This window comes from Streptococcus gallinaceus, from assembly GCF_040545695.1.
Taxonomy (GTDB): domain Bacteria; phylum Bacillota; class Bacilli; order Lactobacillales; family Streptococcaceae; genus Streptococcus; species Streptococcus gallinaceus.
In genome coordinates this window covers 153130-171917 of sequence record NZ_JBEPMK010000005.1, presented here as the reverse complement: position 1 = coordinate 171917, position 18788 = coordinate 153130, and the positions used below count along the sequence as shown (strand labels likewise).

General features: G+C 38.8%; 19 protein-coding genes, 12 tRNA genes and 1 rRNA gene. 22 read left to right on the top strand and 10 right to left on the bottom strand.

The window, feature by feature from the left end; genetic code table 11:
• The 13 genes from rrf to ABID27_RS07970 form a co-directional block, all read left to right on the top strand.
• Positions 1-95, top strand: a 5S ribosomal RNA gene (rrf, locus tag ABID27_RS08030); the annotation flags it as partial.
• Between the two features lie 4 nt (positions 96-99).
• Positions 100-172 (top strand) — tRNA-Val (locus tag ABID27_RS08025).
• 3 nt (positions 173-175) lie between these two features.
• A tRNA-Gly gene (locus ABID27_RS08020) sits at positions 176-246 on the top strand.
• 39 nt (positions 247-285) lie between these two features.
• Positions 286-359 (top strand) — tRNA-Ile (locus ABID27_RS08015).
• A 10-nt stretch (positions 360-369) separates the two neighbouring features.
• Positions 370-441, top strand: a tRNA-Glu gene (locus ABID27_RS08010).
• A 6-nt stretch (positions 442-447) separates the two neighbouring features.
• Positions 448-537: transfer RNA gene (locus ABID27_RS08005), tRNA-Ser, on the top strand.
• A gap of 9 nt (positions 538-546) precedes the next feature.
• Positions 547-620: transfer RNA gene (locus ABID27_RS08000), tRNA-Met, on the top strand.
• 4 nt (positions 621-624) lie between these two features.
• Positions 625-697: transfer RNA gene (locus tag ABID27_RS07995), tRNA-Phe, on the top strand.
• Positions 698-714: 17 nt separating this feature from the next.
• Positions 715-795 (top strand) — tRNA-Tyr (locus ABID27_RS07990).
• Between the two features lie 7 nt (positions 796-802).
• Positions 803-873, top strand: a tRNA-Trp gene (locus tag ABID27_RS07985).
• 10 nt (positions 874-883) lie between these two features.
• Positions 884-956 (top strand) — tRNA-His (locus tag ABID27_RS07980).
• An 11-nt stretch (positions 957-967) separates the two neighbouring features.
• Positions 968-1039 (top strand) — tRNA-Gln (locus tag ABID27_RS07975).
• 10 nt (positions 1040-1049) lie between these two features.
• Positions 1050-1133 (top strand) — tRNA-Leu (locus tag ABID27_RS07970).
• Between the two features lie 84 nt (positions 1134-1217).
• Here ABID27_RS07970 and ABID27_RS07965 read toward each other — a convergent pair.
• From ABID27_RS07965 to ABID27_RS07930, 8 genes are all read right to left on the bottom strand, one after another.
• The gene (locus tag ABID27_RS07965; RefSeq protein ID WP_354281428.1) at positions 1218-2354 is read right to left on the bottom strand and encodes a site-specific integrase; all 1137 of its coding nucleotides are present in this window, start codon (positions 2352-2354) and stop codon (positions 1218-1220) included.
• Positions 2355-2356: 2 nt separating this feature from the next.
• Complete coding sequence (locus tag ABID27_RS07960; RefSeq protein WP_354281426.1) at positions 2357-2563, bottom strand: DUF3173 domain-containing protein; 207 nt, start codon at positions 2561-2563, stop codon at positions 2357-2359.
• Between the two features lie 92 nt (positions 2564-2655).
• The gene (locus ABID27_RS07955; protein WP_354281424.1) at positions 2656-3672 is read right to left on the bottom strand and encodes a replication initiation factor domain-containing protein; all 1017 of its coding nucleotides are present in this window, start codon (positions 3670-3672) and stop codon (positions 2656-2658) included.
• A gap of 4 nt (positions 3673-3676) precedes the next feature.
• Positions 3677-4096 carry a hypothetical protein gene (locus tag ABID27_RS07950; RefSeq protein ID WP_354281422.1) on the bottom strand — a complete coding sequence of 140 codons (420 nt, stop codon included), beginning with the start codon at positions 4094-4096 and terminating at the stop codon, positions 3677-3679.
• A 275-nt stretch (positions 4097-4371) separates the two neighbouring features.
• Positions 4372-5748: an FtsK/SpoIIIE domain-containing protein gene (locus tag ABID27_RS07945; RefSeq protein WP_354281420.1), complete on the bottom strand. Its 1377-nt coding sequence runs from the start codon at positions 5746-5748 to the stop codon at positions 4372-4374.
• Positions 5699-5935, bottom strand: a complete 237-nt coding sequence (locus ABID27_RS07940) for a hypothetical protein (protein ID WP_354281418.1) — start codon at positions 5933-5935, stop codon at positions 5699-5701. Before ABID27_RS07940 ends, ABID27_RS07945 begins: the two co-directional genes overlap by 50 nt.
• A 51-nt stretch (positions 5936-5986) precedes the next feature.
• Positions 5987-6307, bottom strand: a complete 321-nt coding sequence (locus ABID27_RS07935; protein ID WP_354281416.1) for a hypothetical protein — start codon at positions 6305-6307, stop codon at positions 5987-5989.
• Positions 6308-6475: 168 nt separating this feature from the next.
• A complete protein-coding gene (locus ABID27_RS07930) occupies positions 6476-6856 on the bottom strand; it encodes a hypothetical protein (RefSeq protein ID WP_354281414.1) in 381 nt (126 codons plus the stop codon).
• A gap of 796 nt (positions 6857-7652) precedes the next feature.
• Here ABID27_RS07930 and ABID27_RS07925 point away from each other — a divergent pair.
• The 8 genes from ABID27_RS07925 to ABID27_RS07890 all read left to right on the top strand — a co-directional run bounded on the left by ABID27_RS07925 (position 7653) and on the right by ABID27_RS07890 (position 15403).
• Positions 7653-8096, top strand: coding sequence for a zinc-dependent MarR family transcriptional regulator (locus tag ABID27_RS07925; protein WP_253365356.1), 444 nt, complete (start codon positions 7653-7655; stop codon positions 8094-8096).
• Position 8097: 1 nt separating this feature from the next.
• Positions 8098-8799 carry a metal ABC transporter ATP-binding protein gene (locus ABID27_RS07920; protein WP_354281412.1) on the top strand — a complete coding sequence of 234 codons (702 nt, stop codon included), beginning with the start codon at positions 8098-8100 and terminating at the stop codon, positions 8797-8799.
• A 1-nt stretch (position 8800) separates the two neighbouring features.
• Positions 8801-9619, top strand: a complete 819-nt coding sequence (locus ABID27_RS07915; protein ID WP_253365359.1) for a metal ABC transporter permease — start codon at positions 8801-8803, stop codon at positions 9617-9619.
• Positions 9620-9628: 9 nt separating this feature from the next.
• Positions 9629-11131: a zinc ABC transporter substrate-binding protein AdcA gene (locus ABID27_RS07910; protein ID WP_354281410.1), complete on the top strand. Its 1503-nt coding sequence runs from the start codon at positions 9629-9631 to the stop codon at positions 11129-11131.
• Between the two features lie 164 nt (positions 11132-11295).
• A complete protein-coding gene (locus ABID27_RS07905; protein ID WP_253365361.1) occupies positions 11296-12249 on the top strand; it encodes an ABC transporter permease in 954 nt (317 codons plus the stop codon).
• 9 nt (positions 12250-12258) lie between these two features.
• Positions 12259-13185 (top strand): carbohydrate ABC transporter permease, encoded by a 927-nt coding sequence (locus ABID27_RS07900; protein WP_253365362.1) that lies wholly within the window; start codon positions 12259-12261, stop codon positions 13183-13185.
• 73 nt (positions 13186-13258) lie between these two features.
• Entirely contained in the window at positions 13259-14713 is a 1455-nt protein-coding gene (locus ABID27_RS07895) for an ABC transporter substrate-binding protein (protein WP_253365363.1), read from the top strand.
• A gap of 81 nt (positions 14714-14794) precedes the next feature.
• The gene (locus ABID27_RS07890; protein ID WP_253365647.1) at positions 14795-15403 is read left to right on the top strand and encodes a YesL family protein; all 609 of its coding nucleotides are present in this window, start codon (positions 14795-14797) and stop codon (positions 15401-15403) included.
• Positions 15404-15438: 35 nt separating this feature from the next.
• Here ABID27_RS07890 and ABID27_RS07885 read toward each other — a convergent pair whose 3' ends face one another.
• Together ABID27_RS07885 and ABID27_RS07880 are read right to left on the bottom strand one after the other, a co-directional pair.
• On the bottom strand, positions 15439-16866 hold the full coding sequence (locus ABID27_RS07885) for a sialidase family protein (protein ID WP_354281407.1): 1428 nt from the start codon (positions 16864-16866) through the stop codon (positions 15439-15441).
• A gap of 263 nt (positions 16867-17129) precedes the next feature.
• Entirely contained in the window at positions 17130-17909 is a 780-nt protein-coding gene (locus ABID27_RS07880) for a glycyl-radical enzyme activating protein (RefSeq protein WP_253365365.1), read from the bottom strand.
• A gap of 130 nt (positions 17910-18039) precedes the next feature.
• On the opposite strand from ABID27_RS07880, the gene ABID27_RS07875 reads away from it, so the two are divergent.
• Positions 18040-18780, top strand: coding sequence for a DeoR/GlpR family DNA-binding transcription regulator (locus tag ABID27_RS07875; RefSeq protein WP_253365368.1), 741 nt, complete (start codon positions 18040-18042; stop codon positions 18778-18780).
• Positions 18781-18788: the final 8 nt, after the last annotated feature.

The following is an 18788-nucleotide window of genomic DNA, read 5'->3' as shown; positions in this document are numbered from 1 at the left end:
GATACACCTGTACCCATGCCGAACACAGCAGTTAAGCCCTAGAACGCCTGAAGTAGTTGGGGGTTGCCCCCTGTGAGATACGGTAGTCGCTTAGCAATTGGGAGTTTAGCTCAGCTGGGAGAGCATCTGCCTTACAAGCAGAGGGTCAGCGGTTCGATCCCGTTAACTCCCATAAGCGGGTGTAGTTTAGTGGTAAAACTACAGCCTTCCAAGCTGTTGTCGCGAGTTCGATTCTCGTCACCCGCTTTGGACTTTGTCCATTACCACTCATTCGAAAGAATGTTTGGGCGCGTAGCTCAGATGGTTAGAGCGCACGCCTGATAAGCGTGAGGTCGGTGGTTCGATTCCACTCGTGCCCATTAATAATATGGTCCGTTGGTCAAGGGGTTAAGACACCGCCTTTTCACGGCGGTAACACGGGTTCGAATCCCGTACGGACTATATATTGGAGGATTACCCAAGTCCGGCTGAAGGGAACGGTCTTGAAAACCGTCAGGCGTGTAAAAGCGTGCGTGGGTTCGAATCCCACATCCTCCTTACACACATCGCGGGATGGAGCAGCTAGGTAGCTCGTCGGGCTCATAACCCGAAGGTCGTAGGTTCAAATCCTGCTCCCGCAATATTGGCTCGGTAGCTCAGTTGGTAGAGCAATGGATTGAAGCTCCATGTGTCGGCGGTTCGATTCCGTCTCGCGCCATTAAAACTTTATATTCTGGAAGGGTAGCGAAGAGGCTAAACGCGGCGGACTGTAAATCCGCTCCTTCGGGTTCGGGGGTTCGAATCCCTCCCCTTCCATACCTTTACGGGCATAGTTTAAAGGTAGAACTAAGGTCTCCAAAACCTTCAGTGTGGGTTCAATTCCTACTGCCCGTGTTACAATATGGCGGGTGTGGTGAAGTGGTTAACACATCAGATTGTGGCTCTGACATTCGTGGGTTCGATTCCCATCACTCGCCTATTTTATTATTGGGGTATAGCCAAGCGGTAAGGCAAGGGACTTTGACTCCCTCATGCGTTGGTTCGAATCCAGCTACCCCAGTTAACACTAAGCCGGCGTGGCGGAATTGGCAGACGCGCTGGACTCAAAATCCAGTGTCCGCAAGGACGTGCCGGTTCGACCCCGGCCGCCGGTATAGTTGAAAAGACAAGGTTTCTATGCCTTGTCTTTTTGATTTCTTTCTGATTTTATTTTGCAATAGTTACTAAAAATTTCTAATTTATAATATGTCGTCTAGTTTATCAGCTAAATCCTTTTGCTTACTTGGGTATAAGTGAGAATAGGTATCGATTGTAGTGGTTATAGAAGCATGTCCTAGACGTTCTTTTACAACTAGGTAATCTTCTCCCTGGTTTATTAGTAACGAAGCATGTGAGTGCCTAAAATCGTGTATTCGTATCTTTTTAAGTGTTTCATCGCGTTCAAGAATTCTTTTATACTGTTTTTCAATGCTATTTTTTGTTATCATAATCGGGCTATTCTGAAACACTTGTAAGCTTTGTGGGTCTTCGGTATATTTGTGTAGTAGTTCTGACTGTTGTGTTTGCCAAGTTGATAATTGATTGCTTAATTTACGATTTATGACAATTCTTCTAGTACCTGCTTTGGTTTTTGTTGTACTAACGTGACTTATTCCTTTATTAACATAGATAGATTTTGTAACATGAACTATGTTGTTTGTAAGGTCTATGTCATACCACGTAAGGGCAAGTGCTTCTCCAAGTCTTAATCCTGTAAAAAAGAGTACAGTAAATAATAATTTGATATTGTACTCCTCTACTTCAAAGAGATTTAAAAACTGCTGAAATTCTTTAACTGTCCAAAACTGCATTCTAGTCTTTTCAACAGGCAATTTTTTTAGTAACTTTGCTGGATTTGTATTGTAATAACCATTTCGCAAACCTACATCAAATATTTTTTTGAGCAATATCATTATTTTATTGATTGTATTTGTGCTTAATGGCTTATCCGAATTTTGGGCTACTTTTTGCCGAAGATGTTCCCTGAATTGATAGATGTCTTCATAAGTCAATTTTCCGACATTATCGACGTTTGAAAAATAATCTTTAATGTGTCGGTTGTAGTTATTCTCTTGCGTGTTGATATAGCTAACCTTACGATGATTTATTATATCTTCTTCTTTGAGTAATTCATATAGCATAGAAACGCTTATTTTAGCTCCAAAGTAGCGTTCCTTTAGTTCTACACTACGTAGATAGTTTTCTGCCTCAGTTGCTTCTTTTTTGGTTTTATAGCCCTTTCTGATTATTCTACGTTGTTTTAACGTTATCGGGTCAAAACCGTTACTAATATCGACAATCCAACCACTACCATTTTTATCTTTTCGGATTGCCATTTTTACCGCCTAGCTAATGGGCTATTTTGCACATCAAAACCTAATAACTCTGTTGCAATTGTTACTGGAATAGTTCCTATACGCTTATTCTGGTAAACAGTAAATCCTCTTTCGACAAGTAAGGCTTTACCTTGTTTAATAATTCTTCTTGAAGTTCCTTCGGAAAAGCCTAGTTGGATAAGGTCATCTTTAGTAATAGTTGCTATCATATAACGTAGTCCCTTGTGTCAAATCTCTATCATTGACACTTTCCTTTCTTATGCTATAATCTAGTTAGTTAATTTTGGAGGCGACTTGTATTTCAGGTCGTCTTTTCTTCTCCCCATAATAGAGAACTATTCTGCTCTCGAATATATTGCTCTATATCTTTTTTATCGCTATCTGTTAGTCTGGACAAACCTTCTGTTAAAAGACCTTGAATATAACTCTCAGCTTTTTCAACATCGTAGGCTTGATGTTTTGCTATGTAGACTTTTGCCAAGGTCTTTGCAACCTGCTTCTCTGTCCATTCCTCTGACTGACGTAGTGTTGGCTTAGTCCTTACAACACTTAAGACTGTTTGATTTTCTGTCTTTAAATAATCTATCCACCATTTAACTTTTTTTCTTCTCCAACGGTTACTATCCGTAGCATTAGGCTGAACAAACCGATAATGACCGTTTATAGCCTCAAAATAGATAGATGATAGAGGGCGCTTTAGAAATAGTTGCTCTGCAATAATATTGGCTTTTTCCTGCCAACATCTCAATTCTGCACGAATCCAAGACGGATATTCTACAATATCTTGCTTGGCAAGTTGCTCCATGCGTTTATTATAAATACACCATTGCTGATTACCCCTCGAGCCTATGGCGACTGTTTCTCCTACCCGTTCTCCATTCTCTAAAACAGATTTTTCGTGATATTCAAAATGTTTTGCTTTTGAGATACATAGCCCCTTTTTACAGTAATCATAGAGTCGTTGAACATCTAAACTATCGTCAAATATATCGTGAGCAATATCTAGTCTAGTAAAGTTGACAGTATGCTGATACAAACGCTTAATTAAGGCAATCCAATTATTTTCGTGACCATCTAAAAATTCTTCATATTGGCGACAGCCTTGCCCCTTTAATTCGATAAAAACTCCCATTGATAGTCTGTCTTCATTAAAATATACTTTTATCTCTGAACAGGCATAATGTCGCTGATACTTATTGATTCCCCAGTTATTCAAAGTGAAATTTTCCAAAGGAATCAATAGTATTTCAGTCAAAACCTTTTCAGGGGGGACACTCTTAACCGTTACCGCAAAATAGTCTATTCGGACAGTATTCATAGGATTACACTCCTAGAACTTTAATATCCTCACATACTAATTTTACGCCTGACCAGTTACTCCTAACCATATTCCAAGCTAGTCTCACTTTAGGCTGAATCAATTCAACAGGAACATTCAATAAAGCCTCATTTTGAGCAAGTTTTGCAATCTTATCCAGATTACCTATAATTTCTAGGTTAATAGCTTTTAAGTCATCCGTAGAAATTCCCATTTCAGTGAGAACTTTCACTTTGTCAGCGTCAAGAACAGTACAAGTAATTTTACTTACTTCATCAGTCTTTACATTTTCGCCGTTGACTTCTTTATATTTGTTATTCACCCTAAGTGATAAAATCACTACTTTCTTAGGAATATCAAACTGTGACATGTCAAGGTCAAGCAATCCAATTTTAATGTTTGTATCTGTCATATTGTAAGTCATAATAATTTACTCCATTTCTATATAAAACCGTATCCTACATGATAAGTGCCGTTTTCCCTACTCTCACAAGGGTTTCAGTCTTATTGGTACAAGCAACAAGCCGTAACCCCTTACGTATCAAGGGCTTAGACAACATTTCATGTATGTGTGTACCCCCTATTAGTATTGGGGGCTTCTTTCTGACCTCCTGCAAAGCAGTCGGTGGGCTCTTTCTCCCTAGCGAAAAGAGGAGCGCTCCGCTCGATTCTGCCCCCTGGGCAATCGTCCCTATTTCGCTAGTTAGAAAGACCGTCATTATTCCTAACACTCCAATAGCGGTCACAAGCTCGGTCAAAGTATCTTTCAAAATCTAAATCATCAGATTTGAATGGCACTTCTACATATTTAGGGGTAGGGATAACTCCGTCTATCTGAATGTAACCTGTTCCAATATCGCAAGTTTTGTAATCAACATCTTGACTTGAAAATATCATACGGCAAGAATCCGAATCTGAGGTGGTTGAACCCAATAGGAGAGCTGTGCCAAAATTTTGTCTCATATATGTAGGTATAAAGTCGCTAGATGCTCTTTGCAAACCGACAATAATTTCTATGGAGGCTTGACGAGATTTAACCAAGAGACTCCCAAGATTAGACATTGCCTCTTGATAGGCTTGCTTACCTTCTTTAGTGGTTTCGGCCTCTGTCTTAAAAGCAATACCTTCATCTAATACAATTACAAGTGGATAGTTCCCTTCAACATCCGCCCAAGACAGCACTTTCCCTTTAGAAATATATGTTTTTGGGTTATCTGCCATAACTTGAAATCTCCTATTCATTTCTTCGACCGCCTCTCTTAAAGCCCCTGCGATTTGAAAAGGAGAATTATAAACCACCTTATAGCCTAGCCTATCCTCTAGCTTTTGCCCTACAAGCCAAGAAAGCTCTCCCTTTTTAGGGTCTAGCAATTTAATTTCAGAACCCAAATTCAAGTACTGAGCCACAAGATTTTCAATCATCACCGTTTTTCCTGACTTTGTCGAACCTGCCAAAATGACATGGGGTGGAGAGCCAAATTGCCAGCCTACTTTTTCGGAAACTGTCAAACTTGTAGTTTTTAGGGTGTCTTCCCAAGTCAACCTCTTCTCTGCAAACTTAGGAAAAGTATAACTTACTTGATTGATGGTTTCTGTCATTTCTTCCAAGTTCAAAGAAAGTGAACTGGATAAAAGGGAGCCAATTTTTGAAGTTAACTCATTATATTTGTCACCGTACTTCATAGCATATACTTCTACGGTGCTTTCAGTTTCCCTATATTTAAGCACCAAATGATTGGTAATATATTCTTTTCCATCAACTAATTTACTATCATAGAACTTATTAGTTATAATTAAATAGTTGAGAGATTGTGAAATCCCATTAAAATACCTACGTTTTAACTTCCTCCAATAGTTAAACACCAAATAAAATATAGTTGTAAATACAAAACCTACAATTGCAGTAGCAAAATTCTCTTGGAAAGATAAAACAGTTGCCAATATAAATATGGCAAGAATAATATAAAAAACTTTTGCAATTATATCGCTATAACAAAAAGGTATGTATAAATTAGGTTCAACAGTTCTAAGCCTCTGTTTGTTCCAGCTTATTAGTTGCTTTATCATTTTCAACACTTCCCTTCTCGCTCTCAATTGAAATAAGGTCAAATGCCCACAAAATTAGAGGGATAATAAGCACACCTCCAGCTACAAAAAATGTGTTAATTATCGGGCTAATATCATCAGTCAATTCAAAATTAAAAAATACAGATACGATAAGTGCCGAGTATGTAATGTAAAATAAGAACTTATAAATTTTCATTGTAATTTCCTTTCGTAAAACCAAAGGGGAGGATTTGCTCCCCCTACATCACTAAGCTTCAATTATAGAGTTATAAAAAGAAGCGTTTCTGTACCCTTGATAAACTGGTTCATTCATTAGGGAAATCCTAGTTTTATCAGAAACACGATGTTTCTGCCGATTTAAGATAATAATGTTTTCTGCTAATTTCTTTAAAGTTGGCTCATAAATTCTACCAAGTGGTGGTAAATGTTTCCGTAAAAAGTCTCGTGAATCATCATCTAGCCTGAAACTTACGGACATATCTGAATTGAAACGTTGCAATCGGCAAATACCAACCTCGTTAGGCATTTCCATTTTTTCACTATCGAAGATGTCTTTAAATGTCTTCATGTTTTTCTCCTTTTTACTTACTGAATCATTTTTTATCAACAATTAATAATTTTTCTTAATAGGTGACGCTCTTGCTCCCATATCTTCTCCTTATTTGGGTGGTTTTGTTATCCCGTAATAAACTAAATTTTAAACAGAGTTTCTACGCTCTGTTTAATAATCACTATTCTACTTATTCATAAGTAATAAGTAGTGAAATTTTAAGCATAATCTGACACAAAAAGCTCGATGAATTCGTTTAGCTTGAAAGACCTCCAAAAAGTAATTTTGCAATTCAGAAATTAAATCAAGCACATCTTTTTCTAACATAAAGGATGTTTGATAATTCCAGTCGTTACTCTCTTTAGGAGATGATAAAACTAAATTTCTTTTCTTTAAAGCTTGCCAGTCAATTTCATGCATTTTTGGAACAGTTTTCCTAATTGCTTGACTAACAATACTAGAATAACTGGCTTCAAGACCAATTTCTTCAAAAATTTGTTGCTGTAATTCATCTAGTATTAATTTTGATTCAGTTGCTAAACGCATACGAATGTTTTCTTTTTCCATGACTTCTCCTTTACAGATAAGGTGGTTTTTTTATCCCGTAAATACATAGTAACAGACTTTTTTGGTCCTGTCAATACTTTTATAAAAATAATTTAATTGGAACAACTGTTAAACTCTTATTATGTATGCTATAATTAGCTTCATGGTACAACTATACTTGAAGAGGGAGATAAAATAGGATACTGGGATGACGTAATTCAATTCGTTAATGAATGGTGTCCTGTCGATTATTTTGTTACTGAACACGAAGACTTTGAAGCAGTGAAACAAAGAGTAATTAAAGATTTTCAACATTATCTAGAATTACTTGATGATGGTACTGAGGAAAGTCGTGACAAAGTTTATAAGGCTTTTACTTTTAGTAAGTTGTATGGGGATGAGCTAGGTACTGACGAGGATATTGATAAGTTAAGTAAAGAAATAATGGATAGATTGAGGAAAAGTAAATCCTAAAAAGTTACTAAAAATAAAAAAACTATCGTTTTTATGATAGAAGTAGTTTCTTGAAAACTTGATTTTATGGGATTTGTGAAGTTAAGAATATCATAGAACCAAACTCAAAATCCAGTGTCCGCAAGGACGTGCCGGTTCGACCCCGGCCGCCGGTATAGCTTAGTAAAGAACCTTTGGGTTCTTTTTTTTGTTTTAAAGAATATGGGGAAGGGGCTTTACTTATCAAGAAAGTTAGCTATTTCCAAAAATTTGCAGAAACGCTTCATAATTCTTGTCAAAAGTATTTTTTTAATGTATAATTAACTAGTTAATTAACAAGTTTACGAAAAATGAGGTACTTCATATGAATCAAGTTGCGCATCAGATTGATCAAGCTTTGCGTGAGATTGTGTTATGCTCTGAAAATCAATTAGAAATTTTAGTTGGTCATTGTCAGAGTGATGTGACGTTGACCAATACTCAGGAGCATATTTTGATGTTGATTGAGGATTCGTCTTTTACCAATTCTGAAATTGCTAAGCAATTAAATGTTAGTCAGGCTGCTATTACTAAGGCGATTAAGTCTTTGATGGCGCAAGGGATGTTGTTGGCAGTTCGGGATGAGAAGGATGCTCGTGTTATTCATTATCAATTGACGGATTTGGCTAAGCCAATCGCTGAGGAACATAGCCATCATCATCATCATACGATTGAGTCTTACAATGAGCTTCTGACGGCTTATTCTGACAGTGAGCAGGAAATTATTAGTCGTTTTTTGAATGATTTGATTGGAAAGATTCGTAAATAAGATGAGATACATTACAGTTGAAGGGTTGTCTTTTCATTATGACAATGAACCTGTTTTGGAGCATATTCATTATCACTTGGATAGTGGCGAATTTGTGACCTTGACGGGTGAAAATGGTGCTGCGAAGACAACGTTGATAAAGGCAACTTTGGGGATTTTGAAACCCAAAGAAGGTAAGGTGACGATTGCAGAGAAGAATATTCAAGGGAAGAAATTACGGATGGCTTATTTGCCGCAGCAGATTGCTAGTTTCAATGCTGGATTTCCGAGTACGGTTTATGAGTTTGTAAAATCGGGTCGTTATCCTCGTAATGGCTGGTTTCGTCGTTTGACCAAGCATGATGAGGAGCATATCAAGGCCAGTTTAGATGCAGTTGGTATGTGGGAACATTGTGATAAGCAATTAGGAGCACTTAGCGGTGGTCAGAAGCAGCGTGCGGTCATTGCTCGAATGTTTGCTTCAGATCCAGATATTTTCATTCTAGATGAGCCTACAACGGGTATGGATAGTGGGACAAAGGATGCTTTTTATGAATTGATGCATCATAGTGCAAAGAAACATGGAAAGTCAGTTTTGATGATTACACATGATCCAGATGAGCTTGAGAAATATGCTGATCGAAATATTTACTTGATTCGTGACCAGAAGTCTCCTTGGCGTTGCTTCAATGTGCATGGCGTTGAAGAAGGAGGTGCGGAATAGTATGTTTGATTTTTCTATTTTGAATTATGATTTCATGCAACGTGCTTTTCTAGCGATTATTGCGATGAGTCTCTTCTCGCCAATTTTGGGAATTTTCTTGATTTTACGTCGTCAGAGTTTGATGAGTGATACGCTGAGCCACGTTTCATTGGCAGGGGTTGCCTTTGGATTGGTATTGGGGATTTCACCGACTTTGTCAACGATTATTGTGGTCATTGTGGCAGCTGTTTTCTTGGAGTACTTGCGTACGGTCTACAAAAATTTCATGGAAATTGGTACGGCCATTCTCATGTCGACAGGGTTGGCAATTTCCTTGATTTTGATGAATCGTGGTGGCGGTAGTCGTAGTAGTGTTAGTCTGGAACAATATTTGTTCGGTTCTATTGTGACCATCAATCAGGAGCAGGTCATTGCTTTATTTGTGATTGCGCTTGTCGTGATTGTTTTGACCTTGCTATTTTTACGCCCAATGTATATCTTGACCTTTGATGAGGATACTGCCTTTGTGGATGGTTTGCCGGTTCGTGCCATGTCGATTGCATTTAATGTGATTACGGGTGTGGCTATTGCTTTGATGATCCCGGCAGCTGGAGCACTCTTGGTATCGACGATTATGGTCTTGCCAGCTTCGATTGCCTTGCGTCTTGGAAAAAGTTTTAAATCCGTTATCTTTATTGGGATGGGGCTTGGATTCTTTGGTATGGTGACTGGTTTGTTTGCCTCTTACTATGCAGAGACGCCTGCTAGTGCAAGTATTACCTTGATTTTTATTAGTATCTTTTTAGTAGTAAATGTGTTCAATAAATTTTTGAAAAAATAGGAGAAAATCATGAAAAAATTAGCAGTTTTAGGGTTGAGTTTGTCAGCTCTAGTCTTAGTTGCTTGTAGTAATTCAGCCGAGAAAAAGAGTGAGTTGGATATTGTAACAACTTTCTATCCGGTCTATGAATTTACAAAACAAGTTGCAGGAAATACTGCAGATGTAGAACTCTTAGTTGAAGCTGGTACAGAGCCACATGACTACGAGCCTTCTGCAAAGGACATTGCTGAAATTCAAGAAGCAGATGCTTTTGTATACGAAAATGAAAACATGGAAACTTGGGTTTCTAAACTTGATAGTAAAAAAGTGAAGGCTATCAAGGCGACTGAGGGTATGGTTCTATTGCCAGGTGGTGAAGAGGAAGAGCACGATCATGGGCATGAAGAGGGGCACGAAGGTCACCACCATGCTTATGACCCACACGTGTGGTTGTCACCTGAGCGCGCTATTAAAATGGTAGAGTCTATCCGTGACCAATTGAGTAAAAAATTCCCAGATAAGAAAGCTACTTTTGAGAAAAATGCCGCAGCTTATATTAAGAAGTTGACAGCTTTGGATAAAAAATATGACGACAGCATGGCACAAGCTAAGCAAAAAGCCTTTGTGACACAGCATACAGCCTTTGCTTATCTTGCTTTGGATTACGGTTTGAAACAAGTCGGAATTACAGGCGTTTCTGCTGATACAGAACCAACAGTTGCTCGTTTGGCTGAATTGAGCAGATATGTGAAGGACAATGGTATCAAGTATATCTATTTTGAAGAAAATGCTTCTAAGAAGGTTGCTGAAACTTTAGCTAAAGAAACAGGTGCTGAAACGGCTGTCTTGAATCCTTTGGAAAGCTTGACGGAAGAACAAATGGACAAGGGTGAAGATTATATTTCTGTCATGGAAGAAAATCTGAAATCTCTTGAAAAGACAACTTCTCAAGCTGGTCCTGAAATTAAACCAGAAACTGCTGCTGAAACAGCTAAGACAGTTTACAATGGTTATTTTGCGGATGCGGATATCAAAGACCGCGAGTTGTCAGACTACGCAGGTGAATGGCAATCTGTTTATCCACTCTTGAAAGATGGTACTTTGGATCAAGTCTTTGATTACAAAGCAAAATTGAAGGGGGACATGACAGCGGCAGAATACAAAGCTTACTATGACACAGGCTACAAATCAGATATCAGCAACATCAATATCAAGGGTGATACAATGGAATTTGTAGTAAATGGTAAATCAGAAAAACATACCTACAAATATGTTGGTTATAAGGTATTGAATTACAAAAAAGGAAATCGTGGGGTTCGATTCCTCTTTGAAGCAACAGATGCAAATCCTGGTCAATTTAAATACGTTCAATTTAGTGACCACGGTATTGCTCCAAGCAAAGCTTTCCACTTCCATATCTTCTACGGCAATACTAGCCAAGATGAGATTTTGAATGAATTGGAAAACTGGCCAACATTCTATCCAAGTGATAAATCAGGTATTGAAATTGCACAAGAAATGATGGCTCACTAATCAGATTAATCCACTGCTAGGCAGTGGATTTTTTGTATGTAAGAGGCAAGAAAATTTACACCTATAATTTGTTTTATGAAATCTATACTTTGTGGCTTATACAAAATGAAAGCGCTTATTATAATTAGAATATAAAAACGAGTTCAACAAAAGGAGGTTGGCAAATGAAGAAAGCGACCACGAAGAAGAAAAAATCCTTTTGGAAAAACGTATTTCGCTATAAGGCGCTATTGCTGATGGTCTTGCCAGGCTTTGTCTGGTTTATATTTTTCTTTTACATACCAGTGTTAGCCAATGTAGTTGCCTTTAAAAATTTCCATTATTCAGCGGGTGGTTTTTTTCAAAGTTTGAAGGAAAGTCCATGGGTTGGATTTGATAATTTTAAATACCTCTTTGCTTCAAATGACGCTTGGCTGATTACGCGTAATACAATTGGTTACAACTTGGTCTTCTTGGCCTTTAATGTATTTTTTGCGATTGCCTTTGCGATTGTCATGAGTGAGTTGCGCAATAAGAAACTGGTGAAGGTTTACCACACAATGTCCTTGTTGCCTTACTTCTTATCGTGGGTAGTCATTCAGTATTTCTTGGGAGCCTTTTTAAATCCAGACCGCGGTTTGATCAATAGTTTGATTGTTCAACACGGAGGAAAAGGAATCATGTGGTACTCCACCACGACGTGGTGGCCGTTCATTTTGCTCTTTATGAGTGTCTGGAAAGGTCTTGGCTACAATAGTATTATTTACTATGCTTCTATCATGGGGATTAGTGATACCTATTATGAAGCTGCAATGGTGGATGGTGCTAGTAAGTGGCAACAAATCAAGAATATTACGATTCCTCAGCTTTTGCCAATGATGTCAGTGCTGTTGATTATCAACATCGGAAATATCTTCCGTTCAGATTTTGGTCTTTTCTATCAACTTCCAAAGAATTCGGGTGCTTTGTATGAAGTAACAAACGTTTTGGACACCTACGTCTACAATAGCTTGACTGCGACGGGAGATATCGGTATGGCTTCAGCTGCTAGTCTCTATCAGTCGGTAGTTGGAACCTGTATTTTGTTGATAACAAATGCGATTGTTCGACGTATGGATCCTGACGGCGCGTTGTTCTAGGAGGCAGAAATGGAGAAAAAGAAAAAAGTAAAAAAAGTCAATGTACGGACGTTTGATAAACGAACAGATTTTATTTTTAATGTTTTGATAGCCCTGTTCTCTCTCTCTTGTATTATTCCCTTTGTCTTTGTCATCATTATCTCGCTAACGGATGAAAATTATCTATTGGAGCATGGATATAGTTTCTTTCCAAAATTGATGTCGTTACATGCTTATCATTATGTTTTTGAGGGAGCAATGGCTCAGCGGATTATGCGTTCCTTTGGGGTATCTATCTTTGTAACTGTGGTGGGAACCATCATCAATACAACGATGACATCGACCTACGCTTATGCGATTTCACGGCCGTATTTCCCATATCGTCGATTCTTTACAATCTATGCTTTGATCACCATGCTCTTTTCATCAGGGATGGTAGCAAACTACTTGGTTGTGACCAATCTTCTCCAGCTCAAGGATTCGATTTGGGCCTTGATTTTGCCGATGGCATTGGGGCCATTCGGGATAATGATCATGCGGACCTTCTTTAAGAAGACGGTTCCAGATAGCATTATCGAATCTGCTCGGATTGATGGCGCGAGTGAATTCAAAGTATTTGTCAAAATTGTTTTACCGCTGGCCGTGCCAGGGATTGCGACAATCAGTCTCTTTTCAGCCTTGAGCTATTGGAATGACTGGTTCCAAGCGCTACTTTACATTCAAAATGATGCGCTGTTTCCAATGCAATTCTTGCTGATGAAAATCCAAAACAACTTACAGGCTTTAGCAGAAAATGTTGGTATGAGTGCTCAGGTGTCAGAAGGTCTGGCTTCCTTGCCAAAAGAGTCTGTGCGGATGGCCATCGTCGTGATTGCAACATTACCAATTGCTGTCACCTATCCATTCTTCCAAAAACACTTTGTTGGTGGTTTGACGATTGGTGGGGTAAAAGAGTAGGATTTGGATGGCAGGCCGTGTGGTCAATTCATTTAATTTGTCTTAACAAAGAAAAAACTTAGGAGGTTCACTTATGAAAAAGTGGCAACGACTATTATGCTTTGCAGGTACAGCTTTAGCAGCTACCAGCTTGGTTGCATGTGGCAGCGGAAAATCTGCTTCAACTGAAAAAGGTGGCAACACCAAATTATTGATGTACCAAATCGGTGAAAAACCTGATAACTTTGATAAGTTGATGGAAATCGCCAACAAACGCATCAAAGAAAAAACTGGTGCAACCATTGATATGCAGTACATCGGTTGGGGTGAATGGGGGGATAAGATGAGTACGATCATCGCTTCAGGTGAAAGCTATGATATTGCTTATGCTTACAACTATGTGGTAAATGCGCAAAAAGGTGCCTTTGCTGATTTGACAGATTTGATGCCAAAATATGCCAAGGAAACCTATGATAATCTTGAACCAGCTTACATCCAAGGGAACTTGGTAAATGGTAAATTGTATGCCTTCCCAGTAGATGCCAATGTTTATGCTCAACAAATGTTGTCATTCAATAAAAAATTCTTGGATAAATACAACTTGGATATCTCAGGGATTAAATCCTATGCAGATGCTGAACCAATCTTGAAAGCTTTCCATGAAAAAGAACCAAACGTTGCAGCATTTGCTATTGGTCAAGTATTTAACCTTTCAGGTGACTATGATTACCCACTCAACAAAAACAATCCATTTGCAGTGAAAGTTGATGCCGGAAAAGCAACTATTATCAACCCATACGCTGAAGATTCTTTCAAAGCAAACTTACGTTTGATGCATAAATGGTACCAAGAAGGTTTGATTCCAAGTGATGCGGCTACAAACACTGAAGGTTACCCACTTGATGGTGACACTTGGTTCATGCGCGAAGAAACACAAGGTCCTATGGACTACGGCGACACCATCCTTACAAATGCTGCCGGCAAAGAAATCGTTTCTCGTCCATTGACAAAAGCCTTGAAGACAACTTCACAAGCCCAAATGGCAAACTTTGTCGTATCAAATGCTTCTAAGAACAAAGAAAAGGCAGTTGAAGTATTGGCGCTTTTAAACAGTGACCCAGAATTGCTCAATGGCTTGGTATATGGTGTAGAAGGCGAAGCTTGGGAAAAAGTCGGCGACAAGAAAATTAAATTGCTTGACGGCTACAAACCAGGTACACACATGTCAGCATGGAACACTGGTAACAACAAGATTCTCTACACACAAGAATCTATCACAGATGAGATGATTGCAAAACGCGACCAATCTATCAAAGATGCAGCTGAATCACCAATTCTTGGTTTTGCGGTGAATACAGACAGCATTAAGACTGAGTTGTCAAACATCTCAAACGTTATGAACCGGTACAAAGCAAGTTTGAACACAGGTACCGTTGATCCAGATGCCACTCTTCCAAAATTCTTGTCAGACTTGAAAGATGCTGGATGGGACAAAGTTCAAGCTGAATTGCAAAAACAATTGGACGAATTTGTTGCACATAAAAAATAAGATGTAAGACTAGATGTAAAGATAGTGAGAGGGCTAGTGATAGCCCTCTTTGTGGAAGGAGAGAGTATGGTAGATGGAAAGATGACAGGGGTGGAAAAATTATTTTACATCACTTGGAAATTGATGCAATTGACCTTCCTCTTTCATTTGTTGACAATATTGGGGGGAGTTGTATTTGGGATTGGTCCAGCTTGGGAAACAATTGTCACTCTTTTTTTAGAAACAAAAAGTTATGAGAAGAATTATTCGATTAAAAGAGCTTTTTCAGTATGGAAGTCCTCTTTTGTGAAGGCGAACCTTTGTTTCTGGCTCTTCAGTTTCATTGCTGTTTTCCTTGTTTTCAATCTCTATTGGTCTATCCAATTCCAAAATTTACTCTTTTGGATGGTTTCTTTCCTCATTATGCTTGCAATTGTGATTAACTTCATGATGTATGTGTACTTGATTTTCTACAACGCTGAGTATGACATTCCATTTTGGGAGAATATAAAGCTCTCTTTTATCAGTGTCTTTCTTAGTTTCAAGCAATTTCTCTTGACCATGTTGGCGCTCTTTGGGGTTTTAGTGCTGACGTGGCAATATAAGGGACTCTATCTTTTTCTTACTTTTGGGTTGCTGGTCTTGTTTCTGCATCAGGTGACTCAACCGAATCGTCAGTTGATTGACCAAATGATTGAATCAGACCAATAAAAGCAGAGGTTTTTACCTCTGCTTTTTAATGTGGTTTAGGATGAGAAGGTGAGTTTTCGTGCGTAGATAGAGAAGGGATTTTGCTCTTCTGAGCGGTGTTCGTAGAGTAGTATGAATTCGTTGGCGGAAAGTTGTTGAAGGGAATTGTAGGCAAATTCACCTTCCTGGATAAGGTGGGAATAAAGCCAAGTGAAGTCACCATTTTCTTCGACTTTAGCAATACGAAGGTGCCCATTGGTACGGCCAGGTCCCTCTGCATTGGCGAGGAGGATGTATTCTTCGTTGTTTTCTTCAAGTTGTATAGCAGATAGTTGGACATAGGCATCGGTGATGTTGGGATATTCCTGAATGGTAGTTTCCCAGCTTAGACCGCCATCTTTGCTGGTTGCAACTTGAAGGTGGCCATTGAGATTGCGCATGAAGAGTTTGAGATTTCCATTTTTTAGTTGAACAGCTACGGACTCAGTATTTTGAGCCAGTTCATTGTCCATCGTTTCAGAATGAATGATTTCTTCTGTTGAAAGCCTACGATGATCGTTAATAGCTTGCCCTATTTGCCAGGTTTGTCCAGCATCGTCGGAATAGATGACGCGAGAACTTTGGGATCCTGTGAGGTGAGAAACAAAGTTAGTAGTATAAGCTGGAATGATGAGGCGCCCAGTGTATGATCCGTATTTTAGGACGATACCTGCTCCAGGAGAAACACCTAGGAATTTCATTTGTGGCGTACGGAGTTGGGCTGTGATGTCACGGGGACAGGACCAAGTTTGACCGTCATCGTCACTGTGGGATAACCAGATATAACTGGTTTTGGCAACGCGGAAAGGGGCAGTCTGATTGCTAGTATGGAAGACATTGCCCAAATATTTTCCTTCTTGATAGAGATTTCCTAAGTCTGAGTAGGGAGCCTGGGTGGATTCTATGGTTACAAAAAAGTCCGTTGGTTCATTTTCTGGACTAAAGATTTGTCCATTTTCCCTGATAGTATAGGCTTGGTTTTTTTTATTGCAATAGAGGTTGAGATAGTACTTTTCTCCGATGCGCGTGTGGGCTGCTTCAAACTGCTCTGCCATACCAAAAATGCCACGTCCTTCAGGATACATATCATACAAGGCAAAAATACGTTGGCTACTAGGCTCTTGGATGAGGGCGGTATCAATGGTAAAGGCTGCTTTTTCTTCGTCTGTAGCAGGATTTGGATTGTCTGCCAAATCAACCACAGTTGTAATAGGATTCCAAGTTATCCCCTTGTCCTGACTTCGTCTGATAACAGTTCGGATATCCCCCCAATCAAAGTGATGCTCCATTCGTTGGTCAGCTGCAGCCAATAGGTTTCCAGAGTGTGTTAGGAGAAGAGCGGGAATCCGATAGCTAAATACGCCGTGAGAACTTTTCTGATCTTGTTGACCACCTTCAAAAATTAGTTGAGGAGGACTGACAGTCAGATTTTCAAAATTTATCATTTGTCTTTCTCTTTTCTATTTTTTTCCACAGTATCACAAAGTTGTGCACGGAACAATGTCCATTTTCCTATGCCTAAAATCTGTAGAAGAAGGAATAAAGATTGTAGAAGGAGCGAGCCATTCTTGACAAAAAGAGATTACAAATGTAAACTTAGAATCAAATAGGTGATGGCAGAGGGGGAACCAAGGGTACAGCTGTCATGGTGGAGCGCATAGGTGAGAAGAAAACTACTAGTCTGGCTAGTAGTTTTGATAAAATGATGTTAGAAATAGCAGTTGATTTGATGTTGGAGAAAGATATTTTGATACTCGACAAGGTCCTCAGGGTGATAAGGTTTTGCATCGGACATGGTATAGTTTCGTCCCAGTAGTTTGTATTTGTTTTCCCCAAATTGATGGAATGGCAAAAGTTGAACGGTAGTGATCGACAGTTGGTTAAATAGCTGAGCAAATGCGGCAGCGTCTTCCAAGCTATCATTGAAGTCAGGGATAACGGGGATACGTAAAACGATTTGTTTTTGTTGAGCAAAGGCATAGTGAATATTTTTGATGATAAGGCTATTATTTACTCCAGTAACCTTACGATGGTTTAGTTGGTTATAATGCTTCAAATCTGTATAAATGAAGTCAACATATTCAATGAGTTCTTTAAATTCTTCAGGCTTTGCGAATGCCGTTGTTTCAATAGCTGTATGGAGATTGTGTTTTTTTGCTTCTTTCAGAATTGCGATAGCAAAGTCGAATTGAGCAAAAATTTCTCCACCAGACAGTGTTATACCCCCGCCAGATTCCTCATAGAAATCACGGTCCTTTAGGACCTCTTCCATAATTTCTTCAACTGTACGATATTCTCCGATGGTTTCGAGAGTATTTGTTACTTGATTGAGCATGCTCTCGGGTTGTCTATTTTGTGACTCGGGGTTGGCACACCAAGGGCAACGTAAAGGACAACCTTTTAAGAAAACAGTAGTTCGAATACCAGGACCGTCATGAATGCTGAAGTGTTGAATATTAAAAATAATACCAGATTGTTTTTCGTCCATACTACATCGTCCTTTTCTCTATTTGTGATAAGTTTATCATAGTTACGAAAGAAATTCAATTACGAACGTAAAAACATTTATCTTCAAAAGAAAGGGAATAATGTGGTAAAATAGATAGAGAGGTCTTATTATGAAACGATTAGAAAAAATTATTCAGTTAGTTAGTCAGGAAACACGGATTGATGTGAATACATTGTCAGAACTGTTAGAAGTGTCTAAGGTTACGATTCGCAAGGATTTGGACAAGTTAGAAAGCAAAGGATTATTGCATCGTGAGCATGGCTATGCTGTGTTGAATAGTGGTGATGATTTGAATGTACGTCTATCTTACAATTATAATTTGAAGAAACAGATTGCTCAAAGAGCTTTAGAGCTTATCCAAGACAATGATACTATTATGATAGAGTCGGGTTCAACCTGTGCCTTGCTTGCCGAAATGATTTGCCAGCAGCGGCGCAATGTTCGAATAATTACGAACTCTTGCTTTATCGCTAATTATATTCGTAGTTATGATACTTGTAGTGTATTCTTGCTGGGAGGAGAATATCAAACGAACTCAGAGGTCACTGTTGGTCCACTTTTAAAAGAAATGATTCGTCTGTTTCATGTTGATAAGCTATTTGTTGGAACGGATGGCTATGATGAGAATAGTGGCTTTATGTGCAAGGATTTGATGCGTTGTGAAGTTGTTAATTGTATGGCCGAGCATGCGGAGGAGTTGATTATTTTGACAGATTCGTCTAAGTTTACGAAACATAGTCTTGTCAAACAATTCTCGCTAGATCAGGTCTCATACGTCATCTCTGACGCAGCGATCCCTAAGGAATTAAAAGCTACATTGGCTGATAAATTGTTGGCAGTATCAGAGTAATTGGGTAA